Source organism: Microcoleus sp. D2_18a_D3, assembly GCF_036702455.1.
Classification (GTDB): Bacteria; Cyanobacteriota; Cyanobacteriia; order Cyanobacteriales; family Microcoleaceae; genus Microcoleus.
On record NZ_JAUBTK010000049.1, the window covers coordinates 41,891 to 55,464 of the forward strand.

The following is a 13,574-nucleotide window of genomic DNA, read 5'->3' on the forward strand; positions in this document are numbered from 1 at the left end:
TCTCTTAATTTTAAAGCCCCAATATCCATTACAGATACTGAGGCTTTTCTTTATCCTTCGATCGTCACTGACTATTAAAATTCATCAGTTCTATTGCTGTTACCGTTGCCATTGCTGTATTCTTTCTTGTTAGCGTAATACTCCGATCTAATTTGCATCAATTCGTCTGGTGTATATCCCAACTTACTGACAAAAGTGCGGATTTCTGGCAAAAGCATTTTGTGAATTTCGTACTGATCCCAATCAATTTTGAAAAGTTCGTATAAATCTAAACCTTTCAGATCAGTATCATTGTCAGCTTTGTACTGTGACCAAGCCATGATACGAACAGCATCACGCAAATTGGATGCTTCTTTTTCAGCTTTGGTCAAGATATGAATAGCCATGATAAACCTCTAAGTAAAGTACAGAAAATCTCACTCAATTCCTAATGGCGAAGCCTTACCAAACCCTAGAATTCACCATTGCTTTTCTTTCACCAACTAAGAAATAAGAGTTAAATACTGTGGATCTAATCCAAAATATTTAACTCTTATCCTACCATTCGATCGGCTCTACCATTTGCGATCGATAACCTTTGGCTTCATTCAATTGCCACAAAACCAAACTAAATCTTTCCTCACTGATAATGCGAGGGACAGAATGTAGTTGCTTACAATTAAACTTCACAATTTCACCATCATTCAACACACAGCTTTTGCCATCAACAACAAACTCTGCTATGCCAATACTCAGGGAAATTGCGATCGGTCTGCCATACCCATGATCCCGATGTGGTGCAATCAATCCACAACTGCCACCTCTTGCTAGACCATGATAAGTCAACAAACCTATATTACTGCCGGGGTAGATCCGTTGACAAAGGTCATATAACCTCTGGTCAAAATATCCGGCAGTAACTTGCCCATTGCCAAGATGAACTTTATTAAATAACCAAAGTTCTAACCTTTTATTGGTTAAGCTACTATGGCTATATTCCATCTCGCCAACTAAAACTCTCAAATACTGCTTAAATTCAGGCAGATTTGGGATTACTTTCTTGATCTTTTCCATGATACTAAACTCCTAACGATAATATTTCCTCACCTCCTTATCGCGAAGCGACCCTAAGCAAAAACTTCATGTACTTCTTCTCTTTATTTCGATCGATTGATGATGGAAAGATAAACTCTCCATCATCAACCTTGGCTAATTGACGCTAAAACAAATCTCCGACATCATATTCTTCGTCAGGAACACTAACATCTTCTGGAATATTGCCGTTAGATGTAGGCTTGTTTTGGACAGGAACAGGAGTCTTAGCTGTAGGAGTAGGAGTAGCACCATTAGTTTTCTTGGCGTAGTATTTTGAGCGAATGCTCAACAACTCTGCCTCAGAAAACTCTAGACTCTTAGCAAAAGCTAGAAGATCCTCATAACCTTTGTTATGAATGTCTTCGGCTTGCCATTCCTTGTCAAAGACAGCATAACCGCCATATTCGAGATTCTTGAGTGCTTCTTTGTTGGTAGACTTGTATTCTTCCCATGCAAGGATTCTTAATGCGTCAATCAACAAACTACGCTTTTTAGAAGTTTTGGAAACAAAAGTAATAGCCATGATGAGATTCCTTTGGTGTAATGTACAGTGAATTGGGAAATAGGCAGAAAACCTATCTCAACTCCCTATCGCAAAGCGCCCTCACAGATAACTTTCTGGATAAGCTTGTTATGAAATTGAGATATTAGGCTGAAAAAGAAGGCTGGATACGAAAGATAACTCTCGTATCCAGCTTTTATCTACTATTTGATTGGCTACCAGTCGATCGGCTCTACCATTTGTGATTGGTAGCCTTTAGCTTTGTTTAGTTGCCAGAATACTAAGCTAAAGCGTTCAGGGCTCATAATTCTAGGTATGGAATGGCTAAGTTTGCAGTTAAATTCGCAAATATCGCCATCGCTCAGCTTATGAAGTTTGCCATCGATCGCAAATTCAGCTTCGCCAAGATTTATGCTGATTGCGCGAGGCATTGCGTAGCCGTGGTCTTTGTGAGGTCGGATTAAGCCACTGCTGCCACCTCGTGCCGGGCCGTGGTAGGTGAGTAAGCCTATGTTGCTGCCGGGGTAGATTCGTTGGCTGAAGTTGTAGAGCCGATCATCAAAGTAAGCTGGTTTTACTTTGCCGTTGCCTAGATGTACTTCGTTAAAAAGCCAAAGTTCTAGCCGCCGAGTAGTCAAAGTTGAATGGCTAGGCTTCATTAGTGGGATTAAGCTCCGGCAGTAATCGCGAAAAAGCTCAAGGTTAGGAATCTGTTTCTTTAGTCGTTTCATGCCAATTACCAGTAAGGATCATTTCCTTACCGCGAAGCGCACCTCATAGATAACTTTCTGTAGGTTTTTTTCTTTCGATCGATGAAAATGAAACGATGTGATGATGGAAAGATAAACTCGCCATCATCAATATCAACGGTTAATCGTCAAGTAATGGTGGATAAGGTTGTGCGATCGAGTAGTAGCATTCTCGGATACTCAACAGTTGTTCGACTGAGAAACCTCTTTCTGTTGCTAAGTCAGTAAGTTGACTCAAATCCATCGATCGAATCTTACTCTGTCTCCAGCGACTGTAGAATTTGGTGTAACGCTGGTTTAAGTCTTCACGAATCTGAGGATTTGTCTCAAACACCTCCCATGCGAGCACACGGAACGCATCACGTAGGCGTAGGGTTGTCTGTTCCGTTTGTGAATCTAATTGCATCATGTTAGTTATTGCTGGAGTTAAAAGAGTGAAAGAATCTGTGGAAAAGCTCGGTTAGGTTTGCGTTTCGGTGTTTAACAATTCTTGGATACAAAAGCCTTTTTGCATCAGATACCAAACAGTTTCATAGTAATCCATCGAATGAATTGGGTGGTTTTGCCACCGAATGTTAAACTCGCCTTCATCTATTTGCTGTTGATGATATTGCCAAGCCAAGGATTTAAAAGCTGATTTGAGCCTTTTAGTAATTTGGTCTTTTTCACGTTCGGCTTCAAAAACTTGCCGTTCCCGTTCGTTTGGGTAAGGTTGTGAATTAACCATTGTTTTCTGTTCTCCTGTGTGGGAAAATATCTTCTAAAAGCTGAATGAGAGTTTCTTTGCTGTCGATTGCAACCCTTAATGCGTAAGGAAATAGTGCATCTGGCTCTGTCACAAATTGGACTTTCCCGCTTAAACGAGACGATGAAAATGATACTTGAAGAAAACTAAGTCGAGGAGTTAGCACCAGTTGGTATCTTTTATCGTCTTTGTTTTTGTAGGCCACGTATTGCAGCTTATTGAATCGCACTAATTGGGTATTCTTTGCGATCCAAGATTCTGCCATCGAAAACAAACTTGTTCCGCCTTCGATGCTATTGATTTGGCTATGAAGTAAATGAGGCACACCATCAATAACTTCAAACCGTTGGATTAAGTCGTAAACAATTTTGTCAGTCATTTGAATTATGTGTGAATTGGATAGTGTAAGTTTCTCTTCAAATAGTGAGGAGAAACTTACGTTTAGGAATTAGCTACTTTTTCTTGCAACGAATTACTTCAGCAACAAACTCAGGAGTTAGCCCGCGTACTTTGATTTCAAATGGGAAATCTGTAATCCGCTTGGCTTTTCTGGGTTCAGCTTCTTTCTTGAGTGTGTAGCCGCCAACTGTAGCTACCAAGTTTAGATATGTAGTAGCCTCAGTTTTCGATCGTATGCCTATGTAGGTGATGAAAGATTCAAATCCTGAAGCAACATCCGGCATTTCTTGCCAATTGAATTGATTATTGGTTGTGCCGACAATCGTGATTCGCTCGCTCAATTTTACTACAACGTAACTACCGTGTGGCGAGGTTTCAATAACTTCACCTTCAACACCTGCAAAATTGATTTTGTTCATGATTAAGTTTCTAACTAAACAACTCAACACTTCATAGCGAAGCTAAACACTAACAACCTTGGAAACAGTTTTTAATTCCGTTTCTGTGGTGAAGAGTGTTTCTGATGTTTCTATGCTTCTGTAGCTAACCAGAATGAGGATGAGGAAAATGCTGTAGAGTCTGGACAAGATATTCAGGAGAAATCCCGATCGCTCTCACTTCATAGGGATAGCCACGGACGAACTTAGAAGCAAAGACATCTGCGTTGGGAGTTCCGCCAGCTTTGGTGATTGCGTCTTTGATAAATTCAGCTTCGTCGTAAGTGTGTACACCCACATACAGGACAAACCGTTCTGATAGAAAACCTGCGAGATTATCTGTTGTTTCATCCCAAGTAAATCGGCTTGTGTAAATGCCCTTGACAGCGATTCGATCGGACAACCGGAAAATAAAATAGCTTTGGTGTGGGAACAACGCCAACACCTCAGCTTGAATTCCACCGAAATTGATTCTTTCCATTTCAGTAATCCTGTAATTTCACCAATTCAATACTTTACAGCGAAGCATAGACCTCTTCTCTTTCTACTGAAGTGACAGCCACAGAAGATGGAACAAACGACTTGAAACGAGCTTGATGTTGAATCCTGTGCTGATTACCAATCGATCGGAAAACCTCTTTGAGATTCTTGAGGCGAAGATGCTGAAGATTTAATGAACCTTGCGAATACTGTTGCCACACTCCTTGCTGTTGAAGGTGCAGACACAGATAGAAACCGTAATCTGGCAAAACTAAAGCTGGACATTTAATGCCTGTGAGATAAGGCTGAAATTCTTTAACTGGTTCCCCTAATTTATGCTTGCTACCTTTATTAATCAGCCAGAAATCTGCTTCGGGGAAATTGTTTTTCACAATCCAGTCAAACAGGGATAAGTTTTCCATTTCGTTTGGGGAATAACATCAAATCCCCCAAACGAAGTATTTTCATTTCTCTTTCTTGAATTTAACTCACATAGCCTGTATGTACGCGCTATGCACACATGACCATCACATGACCGTCACATGAGCATTGGGAAACAGGAACCGCATAGCTGAAGGGTTCCTGTTTCCGAGTTAGAAGTTACCAAAAAATACTAAGAAAATCACGGCTGTAGATTTCCCAGGACAGAAGTTTTTCTTCAGTTCCTTGTTCAGTTTCCACAATATACTCAAAATATTGAGCAATTGTTGCTGAAGGAACGATCGACTTAACTCTAACTATCCCGCAGACAGTCAAATAAGCAAACCCTACCTGGATGCGATCGCCGTTGACACAAAGCGGGAGTTCGCAAGAGAAATAATATTCCTTCCTACCATCCACGCAAATATAGACACCGCCTCGCCAAACCAAATCCTGGCTAACTGGCAAATCAAACTCAGACCAGTGTGGGCGGGAAATTGGGGTGACTAGCTTCTTTCCTGTTGCTGTAACTGTAACTAAAGTCATGTCAAAACTCGCTGCGGAAGAACTCATGTCCGTACCGCAAAGCGCCTTTGTGATTGACCTCTCCTACTGTTACTTGCAAATTAAGTCTGTTTCTGTACCTGTTTCTGTTTCTGCTTTTGCTTCTGTGATTGTTTCTGTTACCGTTTCTGTTTCTGAGGGTTCAGATTTTTTCCAAGGTGCAAAGATTTCGGTATCCTGGAAAAGTTCTTGAGGGCTGATAGTAGAGTTAGGTCGTTTGAGGATGCCTTTATCTCGGTAAAGTGGCTGTTCATCCAGAGCGTATGCCACAAGTTCGCTGCATATCCATTTATCAGGATGCTCAAGCATATTGCTTAACAGTTCCTCCAGTTTTCCGGTCAGCAGTCGATCGAGCATCCGTCCAGCGAAACTGCCTGAGAGTCCTTGGGTTAAGATTGCGCCAAAATCGTATTTTTTGCCGAGTTCGAGACTGGCTTTGTGTGCGATCGAATAACCTATCGCCTCGTTGAAAATTATAGGTTTACGGAAGAAGATTTGACAGCTAGGGTCATTGAAATATTTGCTGAGAGTGCAAAGATTGACTGTGTTATTTACCATATCTGCTTCAATACATTGATCCTCACCTACGACAATCAAAGTATGAGTTACATGGATATCGCTGATCATGTCCCAACCTGTAAAATAAGCGATGCCGAGAGATGTTACGTCCGCTCCTTTATTGAGAAATCCTATGTACCCAGTTTTATAGTTGACTTGATAATCCGGGGCTATGTCTGTTACTTGGATTGCTGGTTTATCAGGAGATTTTGTTGCAAACATGATGCTATATTCCAACTAAATTACTTAGAGTATAGCAGTTTTTAACTATTGATTATCTGGTATTCTGACCAATACTATTTCAAGAATGTTTGATGAATTGAGCACTTATGAAAAAACTACGTTAACCTAGAAACTCAGTAATTTCTAGGTTAAGGCAACTGCTATATCTGATTTGCCAAATAATCAACACATCTGGCAATAAGCTCAGCATGGGAACGATCGGAAATATAAATCAACTTTAATCTACCTTTATCTCGGTAAACTTCAGCTAATTGCATAATCGCTCGAAAGATATTTGAATCAGCAACTAAATTAGGCTCATAGAAACCTTTTAGTCCTTTTTGATAATATCTCGGTAAATGCTTCTGGATTTCTGCCCAGAGTAGTTTCCGATACTTCTCAACAGAAAACTTGCCTCGCCAAAGTGGAGAATTATCTAGAAGGTCATAGTGATCCTTTAGACCTTCTGATACATTAAAAACTTCGTGGTCAAGATCGATCGCAAATTTAACTTTCTCAGTCGTAAATTTGTCGAAATCAAACTTTTCTACGGTAATAGTCATGGTCGTTACGAGGGGTGAAAGATCACTTCCTTATCGCAAAGCGACCTCACAGATCAGCTTTCTGTACCTTAAAAGTAAGGATTCTGTTGTATTTGATTTCGATCGATATTATGTCTATCAGTTTTCTAATAATTCTTGCTATCGATCGAAGTACATAGAAAATCAATATTAGATTTGAGATGTTGCCCTGAGTGAAAGGGTAGCTGAATTTCTTGGCTAGGGTCGCTTCGCGATGAGGAAGCGATCTTTAGCCTCTCGCAACGACCATGACAATTCACATCAAGCCTATTTCCGAATTTCCTTACGATGTTAATCGCCGACAAGGAACCTATTTCGATCGTAATGGCAATAAAATCGATGAAAAAGTAATGGAACATCATTACTGTGTAGCCTACGAAGGCAAAGATATAGCGCTTTGGACTTGGAGCAACAAGAAAAGCAAAGAGCTAACCAATATAGCTCGATTTTTGGATGGCAATAACCCCGAGGAAAAGCGACAAATCATCTGGCAAAAAGTTCAGGATAAATCGCTGAATAAGCATTTTATCCGAATGATGGAGAAATTTAGAGATCAAGAAATCTATCTTTGGTATATCAGCAAGCATGATTTAGCAACTGCTGAATTTATCAAGCGATTTATTGACTGGTATCATAAAAATCATTAATTAAACTTATCAGAAACTATACCTTTATAGTTTCTGATAAGTTTAACGCTCAAGGCAACGCCTCAAATTGTGATGATTTTGGTTTTCTTTCCAGTTCGATCGATATTATCCCTGGTTCCACGACTTCTCCCGTCCCAGAGAGCCAAGCCGTAATTGCAAACTGAGCACATTGCTATATCTCGATCGACATAGCTTCCTGCAATCCCTACCGTTACATAGTCAGTAGTGTTTCTCGGTTTCCCGTTACCGCCCCACAAAGCAAAGTAAACTGTAACGTTTAGGTAATTCGATTGACGCAAATATTCTTGAACTAACTGATCTACGCCTCCCGCATCACCAACAATTACCGAAAACTTCAGTTCCATTATTCGATCGATCGATGGTAATCCAGCACTGATATCTTTGATGGAACGACTGCCAGAGATCATTACAATTTTAGTCATAATTGTTGATTCAAAACTACTTCCCAAACACGAAGTGTAAATGATAAAATTAAAATAAAGTCACAAATATGAAACTGAAATGCGTTGATTTATTTGCGGGAATAGGAGCTTGGGAACTAGCAGGGAGTTTAGTGAACTCGAATTCTCAGATTAAATTGGAAACGATCGAATTCGTAGAGAATAATCCTTACTCCCAGCAAATTCTTAGAACTCATTTCCCAGAAATCCCAATTCATTCTGATATCCAAGATTACCTACCAGTAAAAGGACAAGCAGATGTCTACACAATTTCGTTCCCTTGCACAGGCACATCCAGAGCCGGGAAAAAAACAGGACTTGCCCACATCGAATCAAGCCTTTGGTTTGAAGCGCTCAGGTGCATCATCATCGGTAGACCAAGTTTTGTGGTTGTGGAGCAGCCAGTTGGGGTTATCGATCGAGGGTTACGAACAATTATTGCCGGACTCCGACTGGGAAATTATCAAACAGAAATTGAGATTGTCAGCGCGTCGGAGTGCGGTGCGGTACATCAAAGGCAAAGGGTTTTCCTCATTGCCTACGCCAACCACCTTACCCTCCAGCAACGGAAAGGGTGGACGAGCTGGTCAGCACAAATTAGAGCTCACATTGAAATTGCAAGGTCGTTTACCAAGTACCCAGAAGATAAACCCGGAACTCTGCCTTTGGATGTTAGCGTTCCCTCCTACTTGGCTGGATTGCATTACGAAAACTGGTGGCGATTCAATCCACCACCAGTTAACGTCGGATTACCACGAAGAACCCTAGGACGCGCAGAAGCCGTGAGTCTAGTTGGTAAGTCAATCTGTGTTCCCCAGGCTACAGTTCCCTTGATGCGTCTCCAGTTTCTAGCTTCTTTGCCTCAATAATTACTGCTATTACACAGATGACCAACATGGAAGAGCAAATTAGTTTGTACCGTCAAGGGCTGTCTTATTCTCAGATAGGCAAACGTACCAACACGATAGCAGCAGAGGTACAGCGTAATATCAGGACATGGAAATTGCAGCCTAAGCAAGTCGAACCCACTCTATCGGCTGAGCAAATTGAAACTCTAAGAGAACGGATTCGTAGCTTGCGGATCGAGGGGCAATCCATGAAGGCAATCGGTCGTCAAGTTGGGATTGAGGAGATTGTAGTTTATCGACATTTGCAAATTATGGCACTGCTTTAACAGATTAGTCTAATAAATTTCTTACCGTTTCTGTTATTGCTTCTGTTGTTGTTACGAACCTAAAACCTGTTTTTCAAAGCGCTTTTTAGAAATTATTTAAATTGATATAACCCGTTCAAATTCTTGGATTATATAGCTCATAAACTTTGGGTTCCGATGGCGCTACGCGCCCCGCAAGCTACGAACAACTTTGAAAATCTCTCCGACCAACAACTAAATCCTTGTCGAGTTAGTTCTTCTACCATAAAAAATACAGCAAACCCAAAGTAGAAAAGCTTAGGCGCGATATCACCTTCTGGCGTAAATCCTTCTGTTGATATGTAAGATTTCCCAGTTCGATCGACATATTGAACAAAGTAGATAGTTCCGCCAGCATTAAGTCTGATGGATTCTCTATTATTTTCGGTCAGAATTCCATTTGCTCTATGGTTTTTAAACTCAGCAAACATTTCGATCGTCAGATTTTTCATCTGTTTTAGTTGCTCATTCAGTCGGCGATTCTCTGCCTGCAACTGCAAACACTTTATCAACAAATCAGTATTTTCAGACATATTTATTCTCTAAATTTTTTGTTATTTTATAGCAAATATCATCAATAATATCGCTTCGCTATCAGGTTTTGATTCTTTTACCTTTGAAATAAATGGCAAACGCAACTCAAGATACAGATAAGAAACCAAAAAGTGTAGTCAACATTCATTGTGATGGTGCTTGCTCAGGAAATCCAGGGCCGGGTGGTTGGGCTGCATTCCTCACGATTCCAGGAAAAACTAACAAGAAAACGATTAGTGGTAAATCTGAAACAATCACTACTAACAATCGCATGGAATTGGTGGCAGCGATCGAAGGGTTGAAAGCTCTGAAACAGCCCTGCAAAGTTAGCCTATTTTCTGATTCAGCCTATGTCGTCAACACAATGGCAAAAGGTTGGAAACGGAACGCTAACCAAGATTTGTGGGAAGAACTTGATAAGTTAGCGAAAATTCATGAGGTGACATGGGTATGGTTAGCACGGAATTCGACTCCTGAACTATCTGAGTGCGATCGACTTGCTAAAGAGGAAAGTTTGAAGAAGTCTCCTTCAAACTAACTAACGCAGGTAGGCATTAAGTGTGTGATTTGAACTACAATATTTGTTATTAAGTACAAGTATCTAAAGCAGCCACACTTACTATGCCTACCAATGAAATCGCCGATATCTGGGCAAATTTTCAATCATTAAAAGGAGTCACCGAAGTCAAAAAAATCATGGATGCTCCCCAGCAATGGCTCGTGGAACAACCATTAACTCAAGCATTATTGGCTCATCCAACGGGCAAAGTTATTTTGGGTTGGCTTGAGTCATCACAGAATATTTTGGCATTTCCTATGCTGATAGGGCAATGCGGAACAGCATTTTTGGAAACCTCCCACGGAATAAACAGAGCTTACAACAGCAAACTTTATGATAATTTAGCGGGTGCTGGTGAAAGAGCTTTGGCTTCATTAACTTCTACCAGTACAGAGAGAGGCATCTATGGAGATGCCATAAATGCTTTCAATAGCAGTTTAAATCTCCCAGAATTGTCCAAGATGGGGGTAAAAATTGACTACGCTATGGATGAGGCATGGTCATCAATTAATCAAAAAAAGCTTCAAATGCAGGAAGAAGCTAGAAGATTACGAGATCAATATTACAAGGAATTACAGGATGAACGTTTGAAATTAGAAGATCGACGCAGAACCCGAGCTAAATACAACAATGTGGCTAGAAGTTTGGTTGCTATGGGTGACGCACCTATTCCTTCTCCCAGAATTGTGCGAACAGGAGCAGAAACAGGAACAGGAACAGGAACAGGAACAGGAACAGGAACAGGAATAGTAATAGGTAATAGCAATTACGATATTAACTCAATTTACAACGATCGAATCTTATCAATCCGAAGTATCAAAGTCAATGCTAGTGCTTTAGTAATTGTCCCAGTCGTAGCGCCGATCGTTGCTGTAGGTGGTGCGTTGGCGACAGTAGGGATTACCGCAGGCATAATTTCCAGCATAGCAAGCTGGTTTTTGACCAATTGCATGAATCTGATTGGAATGCCAGCCAGCCTAATTTCAGCTCTCACTCATTGCGTAACTTCAGTCGTCCTCAAAGTTTCTGGCAGTTCTGGAGCTCAAGCACTAAGATTCTTTGCTGCTTCTGCTTTGAAAGTCAACGAAGCTCTGTTGATGACGGTCTTTGGTACGACAAATATGAATGTTACTGCCTGGATGTTTTTGTTGGCAATGGCAGGCCCGATTTTAATTGTCTCAACCATCATTATTTTAGCCATGCGAAACAAAACTACCCTAGCCAAAACTCTCTACGTCTTTGGAGATTTAGTAGACAATCCCACCCGATTTAATTTGAGGGTATCTGCCATGTACAACACTAATGCAGTTGAAATATTGGAGCAATTCAAAACTTCAGCCATAGAGATGCGAAACACGGCCCGACTTCGTATGAGCCAAATTATTGGGCTAGGAATAGATGCTAAAAATGAGTTTGCCATTTGTTATAATCTGACTAATCCTGATAATCCCATTCAAGTCACAGGACAAGAAGAAATTGCAGCATTATTAGGAGCTGATAAAGTTGCCCGAATAGCAACAGGTAGACTCAACTTTATGGACTTCATTTAATCAGATGCCCACAATATACGATCTCAAATACGACTGGTACGGTGCAGACGAAACAGTGGCAAAAATAGCAACTACTGCTATTTTGTCTGTATGGGATTGCAGTGCAAAACAATGGTCAAATGCTCCCAAAGTAACTTTGCGAAATACTCTGCTTTCAGGGTTGCATAAAGACATTGGGAAAGATAGATTTTGTATTGGTGAAATTCCAGAAAATACAAAAAATGCTGCATTGCTGAATCCATTTGTAGTCGATAAAACCGATCGATATCAACTGGATTTAGCTAGCAACTCCCGCAATCACGGTAGGTTTACATTTAATTTGGCTCCGATCGGGAAAGATTATTATGGAACTCTAGCAACAGAACAATGGAAACGGATAATTTACGGGAGTATTCTTCACACTGGATGTAAGCATTTAATTGGGCGAGAATTCAATTATGTAATTGTTGATGACACAGCCAGAGATGCTAGTGGCAATCCGCAAGATGATCCCACAAATAAACGGCATTGGAACAGCGGAGATAGTCACGCAAAAGGTTCCAGAGAATTCATGCAATTGCTGAATGCGGGAACAGTTGAATTTAATCCTGATGAAATTGATGCTGATATTCCTATTCAGTTTCGGATAGCAGCATTAAAAAAATGGGTAGCCAAAGGGACGATCGCCTACAATCCCCAGTTAGATGATTCTGGCTATGATTTGGTCATCCCTTGGAGTTCACTAAAGGGCAACAAACCCGCACTCGGAAACTACACAGATAAATTACTCTGTGGATTAGTATTTGAAGCGGAACAACGGACAGCAAAAGCAGGCTGGATGCTATTTCAATGGTTTAAGTTTGAAACGCTTGAACAAGATGAAATTATTACTCGACTTCGAGCCAAATGTGAAAAGTTAGCAGCAGCTAGTAATTCAATTCAAGCCTTGGCTACTGAGTTACGAATTCATCAAGTAGAAGCAGAACAGGAACAGGAACAGGGCGACTCAATTCAATCAGAAGCTGAATATGTCAACACAGCAATGGAAATCATCAAATATGATTTAAAAGGCAGGCTATTACTGCATCCCTATATCACCGGGAAAGTAGCTGAAAGACTTCGCGCCGTTTGGCTCAACTTAGCTAAAGCAGCCGGAGTTCGTTTCTGGTCGCTGATGTCGCAGCCTGACGAGTATTTTCAAAAGTACGAAAGTACAAAGGATGGCATAACTACTTTTACCGAAAAAGTTTTCTGTGCACCTAACATGGCTCCTAGCTCAAAAGTGGGCCCGTACATCGTATTTTGTAACCCCATGCGCCACTGGGGCGACTGTCAACTTTGGATCAACCGCCATGAGGGAACCTATGCCCAAGCCAAAAATTCAGGTCTGATGGCAGCCTCAACAAAACTCATGCTTGGTTTGGGCAGAGACTTTGATGGGGACTTTGTTCAACTCATCGCAGCTCATCAATATCCCGCCATTCGAGATGCGATCAAAGCTTTTTCAACCCCGCCGTCTGTCGATAAACTTCCGAAAATGGCATTGCCTGGAACTCTCCAAGAAGTCGCCGTTAACAGCATGAATGACAGCACCGGGATTGTGGCTTCACTTCTGGGTCGGGCGCGGGGTGCGGGAGCTGAAAATATAGTCCTCAACATCCCGCCAGGGGGAATGCAGACTGCTGCAAAAGAAATGACAATTATTGATTTTCTCAGTCAGGAACTCCAAATCGCGGTTGACTCATTGAAGTCGGCATATCCCAATAATGACAAGGGTTTGCAAGCTGTTACCGAATATCTCAATGGTCTAGGAGATGCCGGGAAAATCCCCTGGCTCAAAGATTTTAGGACTTACGCATTGACAAAAAACATTATCTATGTATTCTAGACTCTAACATCATTGCTAAGGTTCGCCAAAATA

The 13,574-nt window shown here is 41.0% G+C and carries 21 protein-coding genes; 6 read left to right on the forward strand and 15 right to left on the reverse strand.

Going from position 1 to position 13,574, the window contains the following annotated elements; genetic code table 11:
* Nucleotides 1–74: 74 nt before the first annotated feature.
* The 13 genes from QUB06_RS21265 to QUB06_RS21325 all read right to left on the reverse strand — a co-directional run bounded on the left by QUB06_RS21265 (nt 75) and on the right by QUB06_RS21325 (nt 6,713).
* The gene (locus QUB06_RS21265) at nt 75–386 is read right to left on the reverse strand and encodes a hypothetical protein (protein ID WP_333436950.1); all 312 of its coding nucleotides are present in this window, start codon (nt 384–386) and stop codon (nt 75–77) included.
* Nucleotides 387–537: 151 nt separating this feature from the next.
* Nucleotides 538–1,053: a hypothetical protein gene (locus QUB06_RS21270; protein WP_333436951.1), complete on the reverse strand. Its 516-nt coding sequence runs from the start codon at nt 1,051–1,053 to the stop codon at nt 538–540.
* Between the two features lie 145 nt (nt 1,054–1,198).
* Entirely contained in the window at nt 1,199–1,597 is a 399-nt protein-coding gene (locus QUB06_RS21275; RefSeq protein WP_333436952.1) for a hypothetical protein, read from the reverse strand.
* A 194-nt stretch (nt 1,598–1,791) separates the two neighbouring features.
* Nucleotides 1,792–2,307 carry a hypothetical protein gene (locus tag QUB06_RS21280; RefSeq protein WP_333436953.1) on the reverse strand — a complete coding sequence of 172 codons (516 nt, stop codon included), beginning with the start codon at nt 2,305–2,307 and terminating at the stop codon, nt 1,792–1,794.
* 139 nt (nt 2,308–2,446) lie between these two features.
* Entirely contained in the window at nt 2,447–2,734 is a 288-nt protein-coding gene (locus tag QUB06_RS21285; protein ID WP_333436954.1) for a hypothetical protein, read from the reverse strand.
* Between the two features lie 51 nt (nt 2,735–2,785).
* Nucleotides 2,786–3,052: a hypothetical protein gene (locus QUB06_RS21290; RefSeq protein WP_333436955.1), complete on the reverse strand. Its 267-nt coding sequence runs from the start codon at nt 3,050–3,052 to the stop codon at nt 2,786–2,788.
* On the reverse strand, nt 3,045–3,449 hold the full coding sequence (locus QUB06_RS21295) for a hypothetical protein (RefSeq protein WP_333436956.1): 405 nt from the start codon (nt 3,447–3,449) through the stop codon (nt 3,045–3,047). Before QUB06_RS21295 ends, QUB06_RS21290 begins: the two co-directional genes overlap by 8 nt.
* Before the next feature lie 73 nt (nt 3,450–3,522).
* Nucleotides 3,523–3,888 (reverse strand): hypothetical protein, encoded by a 366-nt coding sequence (locus QUB06_RS21300; RefSeq protein ID WP_333436957.1) that lies wholly within the window; start codon nt 3,886–3,888, stop codon nt 3,523–3,525.
* Between the two features lie 124 nt (nt 3,889–4,012).
* On the reverse strand, nt 4,013–4,387 hold the full coding sequence (locus QUB06_RS21305; protein WP_333436958.1) for a hypothetical protein: 375 nt from the start codon (nt 4,385–4,387) through the stop codon (nt 4,013–4,015).
* Between the two features lie 34 nt (nt 4,388–4,421).
* Nucleotides 4,422–4,808 carry a hypothetical protein gene (locus tag QUB06_RS21310; protein WP_333235663.1) on the reverse strand — a complete coding sequence of 129 codons (387 nt, stop codon included), beginning with the start codon at nt 4,806–4,808 and terminating at the stop codon, nt 4,422–4,424.
* 178 nt (nt 4,809–4,986) lie between these two features.
* Nucleotides 4,987–5,379 (reverse strand): hypothetical protein, encoded by a 393-nt coding sequence (locus QUB06_RS21315; protein WP_333436959.1) that lies wholly within the window; start codon nt 5,377–5,379, stop codon nt 4,987–4,989.
* Nucleotides 5,380–5,421: 42 nt separating this feature from the next.
* On the reverse strand, nt 5,422–6,150 hold the full coding sequence (locus QUB06_RS21320; protein WP_333436960.1) for a hypothetical protein: 729 nt from the start codon (nt 6,148–6,150) through the stop codon (nt 5,422–5,424).
* 161 nt (nt 6,151–6,311) lie between these two features.
* On the reverse strand, nt 6,312–6,713 hold the full coding sequence (locus QUB06_RS21325; RefSeq protein ID WP_333436961.1) for a hypothetical protein: 402 nt from the start codon (nt 6,711–6,713) through the stop codon (nt 6,312–6,314).
* Nucleotides 6,714–6,979: 266 nt separating this feature from the next.
* Between QUB06_RS21325 and QUB06_RS21330 the strand changes: the two genes are divergently transcribed.
* Nucleotides 6,980–7,378, forward strand: coding sequence for a hypothetical protein (locus tag QUB06_RS21330; protein WP_333436962.1), 399 nt, complete (start codon nt 6,980–6,982; stop codon nt 7,376–7,378).
* A gap of 62 nt (nt 7,379–7,440) precedes the next feature.
* On the opposite strand, the gene QUB06_RS21335 is transcribed toward QUB06_RS21330, so the two are convergent.
* Nucleotides 7,441–7,821: a hypothetical protein gene (locus QUB06_RS21335; protein ID WP_333436963.1), complete on the reverse strand. Its 381-nt coding sequence runs from the start codon at nt 7,819–7,821 to the stop codon at nt 7,441–7,443.
* Between the two features lie 68 nt (nt 7,822–7,889).
* On the opposite strand from QUB06_RS21335, the gene QUB06_RS21340 reads away from it, so the two are divergent.
* The gene (locus QUB06_RS21340; protein ID WP_333436964.1) at nt 7,890–8,708 is read left to right on the forward strand and encodes a DNA cytosine methyltransferase; all 819 of its coding nucleotides are present in this window, start codon (nt 7,890–7,892) and stop codon (nt 8,706–8,708) included.
* A 17-nt stretch (nt 8,709–8,725) separates the two neighbouring features.
* Nucleotides 8,726–9,013 (forward strand): hypothetical protein, encoded by a 288-nt coding sequence (locus QUB06_RS21345; protein WP_333436965.1) that lies wholly within the window; start codon nt 8,726–8,728, stop codon nt 9,011–9,013.
* A gap of 137 nt (nt 9,014–9,150) precedes the next feature.
* Here QUB06_RS21345 and QUB06_RS21350 read toward each other — a convergent pair whose 3' ends face one another.
* Nucleotides 9,151–9,564, reverse strand: coding sequence for a hypothetical protein (locus QUB06_RS21350; RefSeq protein ID WP_333436966.1), 414 nt, complete (start codon nt 9,562–9,564; stop codon nt 9,151–9,153).
* A gap of 92 nt (nt 9,565–9,656) precedes the next feature.
* Here QUB06_RS21350 and QUB06_RS21355 point away from each other — a divergent pair, with 92 nt between their 5' ends.
* From QUB06_RS21355 to QUB06_RS21365, 3 genes are all read left to right on the forward strand, one after another.
* Nucleotides 9,657–10,103 (forward strand): RNase H family protein, encoded by a 447-nt coding sequence (locus QUB06_RS21355; RefSeq protein ID WP_333436967.1) that lies wholly within the window; start codon nt 9,657–9,659, stop codon nt 10,101–10,103.
* Between the two features lie 83 nt (nt 10,104–10,186).
* Nucleotides 10,187–11,674: a hypothetical protein gene (locus QUB06_RS21360; protein WP_333436968.1), complete on the forward strand. Its 1,488-nt coding sequence runs from the start codon at nt 10,187–10,189 to the stop codon at nt 11,672–11,674.
* Nucleotides 11,675–11,678: 4 nt separating this feature from the next.
* A complete protein-coding gene (locus tag QUB06_RS21365; protein ID WP_333436969.1) occupies nt 11,679–13,541 on the forward strand; it encodes a hypothetical protein in 1,863 nt (620 codons plus the stop codon).
* Nucleotides 13,542–13,574: the final 33 nt, after the last annotated feature.

Excerpts from the sequence above, each read along its gene's own strand:
- QUB06_RS21265 (WP_333436950.1), bottom strand. The coding sequence starts at position 386 with ATGGCTATTCATATCTTGACCAAAGCTGAAAAAGAAGCATCCAATTTG.
- QUB06_RS21270 (WP_333436951.1), bottom strand. The coding sequence starts at position 1,053 with ATGGAAAAGATCAAGAAAGTAATCCCAAATCTGCCTGAATTTAAGCAG.
- QUB06_RS21275 (WP_333436952.1), bottom strand. The coding sequence starts at position 1,597 with ATGGCTATTACTTTTGTTTCCAAAACTTCTAAAAAGCGTAGTTTGTTG.
- QUB06_RS21280 (WP_333436953.1), bottom strand. The coding sequence starts at position 2,307 with ATGAAACGACTAAAGAAACAGATTCCTAACCTTGAGCTTTTTCGCGAT.
- QUB06_RS21285 (WP_333436954.1), bottom strand. The coding sequence starts at position 2,734 with ATGATGCAATTAGATTCACAAACGGAACAGACAACCCTACGCCTACGT.
- QUB06_RS21290 (WP_333436955.1), bottom strand. The coding sequence starts at position 3,052 with ATGGTTAATTCACAACCTTACCCAAACGAACGGGAACGGCAAGTTTTT.
- QUB06_RS21295 (WP_333436956.1), bottom strand. The coding sequence starts at position 3,449 with ATGACTGACAAAATTGTTTACGACTTAATCCAACGGTTTGAAGTTATT.
- QUB06_RS21300 (WP_333436957.1), bottom strand. The coding sequence starts at position 3,888 with ATGAACAAAATCAATTTTGCAGGTGTTGAAGGTGAAGTTATTGAAACC.
- QUB06_RS21305 (WP_333436958.1), bottom strand. The coding sequence starts at position 4,387 with ATGGAAAGAATCAATTTCGGTGGAATTCAAGCTGAGGTGTTGGCGTTG.
- QUB06_RS21310 (WP_333235663.1), bottom strand. The coding sequence starts at position 4,808 with ATGGAAAACTTATCCCTGTTTGACTGGATTGTGAAAAACAATTTCCCC.
- QUB06_RS21315 (WP_333436959.1), bottom strand. The coding sequence starts at position 5,379 with ATGAGTTCTTCCGCAGCGAGTTTTGACATGACTTTAGTTACAGTTACA.
- QUB06_RS21320 (WP_333436960.1), bottom strand. The coding sequence starts at position 6,150 with ATGTTTGCAACAAAATCTCCTGATAAACCAGCAATCCAAGTAACAGAC.
- QUB06_RS21325 (WP_333436961.1), bottom strand. The coding sequence starts at position 6,713 with ATGACTATTACCGTAGAAAAGTTTGATTTCGACAAATTTACGACTGAG.
- QUB06_RS21330 (WP_333436962.1), top strand. The coding sequence starts at position 6,980 with ATGACAATTCACATCAAGCCTATTTCCGAATTTCCTTACGATGTTAAT.
- QUB06_RS21335 (WP_333436963.1), bottom strand. The coding sequence starts at position 7,821 with ATGACTAAAATTGTAATGATCTCTGGCAGTCGTTCCATCAAAGATATC.
- QUB06_RS21340 (WP_333436964.1), top strand. The coding sequence starts at position 7,890 with ATGAAACTGAAATGCGTTGATTTATTTGCGGGAATAGGAGCTTGGGAA.
- QUB06_RS21345 (WP_333436965.1), top strand. The coding sequence starts at position 8,726 with ATGACCAACATGGAAGAGCAAATTAGTTTGTACCGTCAAGGGCTGTCT.
- QUB06_RS21350 (WP_333436966.1), bottom strand. The coding sequence starts at position 9,564 with ATGTCTGAAAATACTGATTTGTTGATAAAGTGTTTGCAGTTGCAGGCA.
- QUB06_RS21355 (WP_333436967.1), top strand. The coding sequence starts at position 9,657 with ATGGCAAACGCAACTCAAGATACAGATAAGAAACCAAAAAGTGTAGTC.
- QUB06_RS21360 (WP_333436968.1), top strand. The coding sequence starts at position 10,187 with ATGCCTACCAATGAAATCGCCGATATCTGGGCAAATTTTCAATCATTA.
- QUB06_RS21365 (WP_333436969.1), top strand. The coding sequence starts at position 11,679 with ATGCCCACAATATACGATCTCAAATACGACTGGTACGGTGCAGACGAA.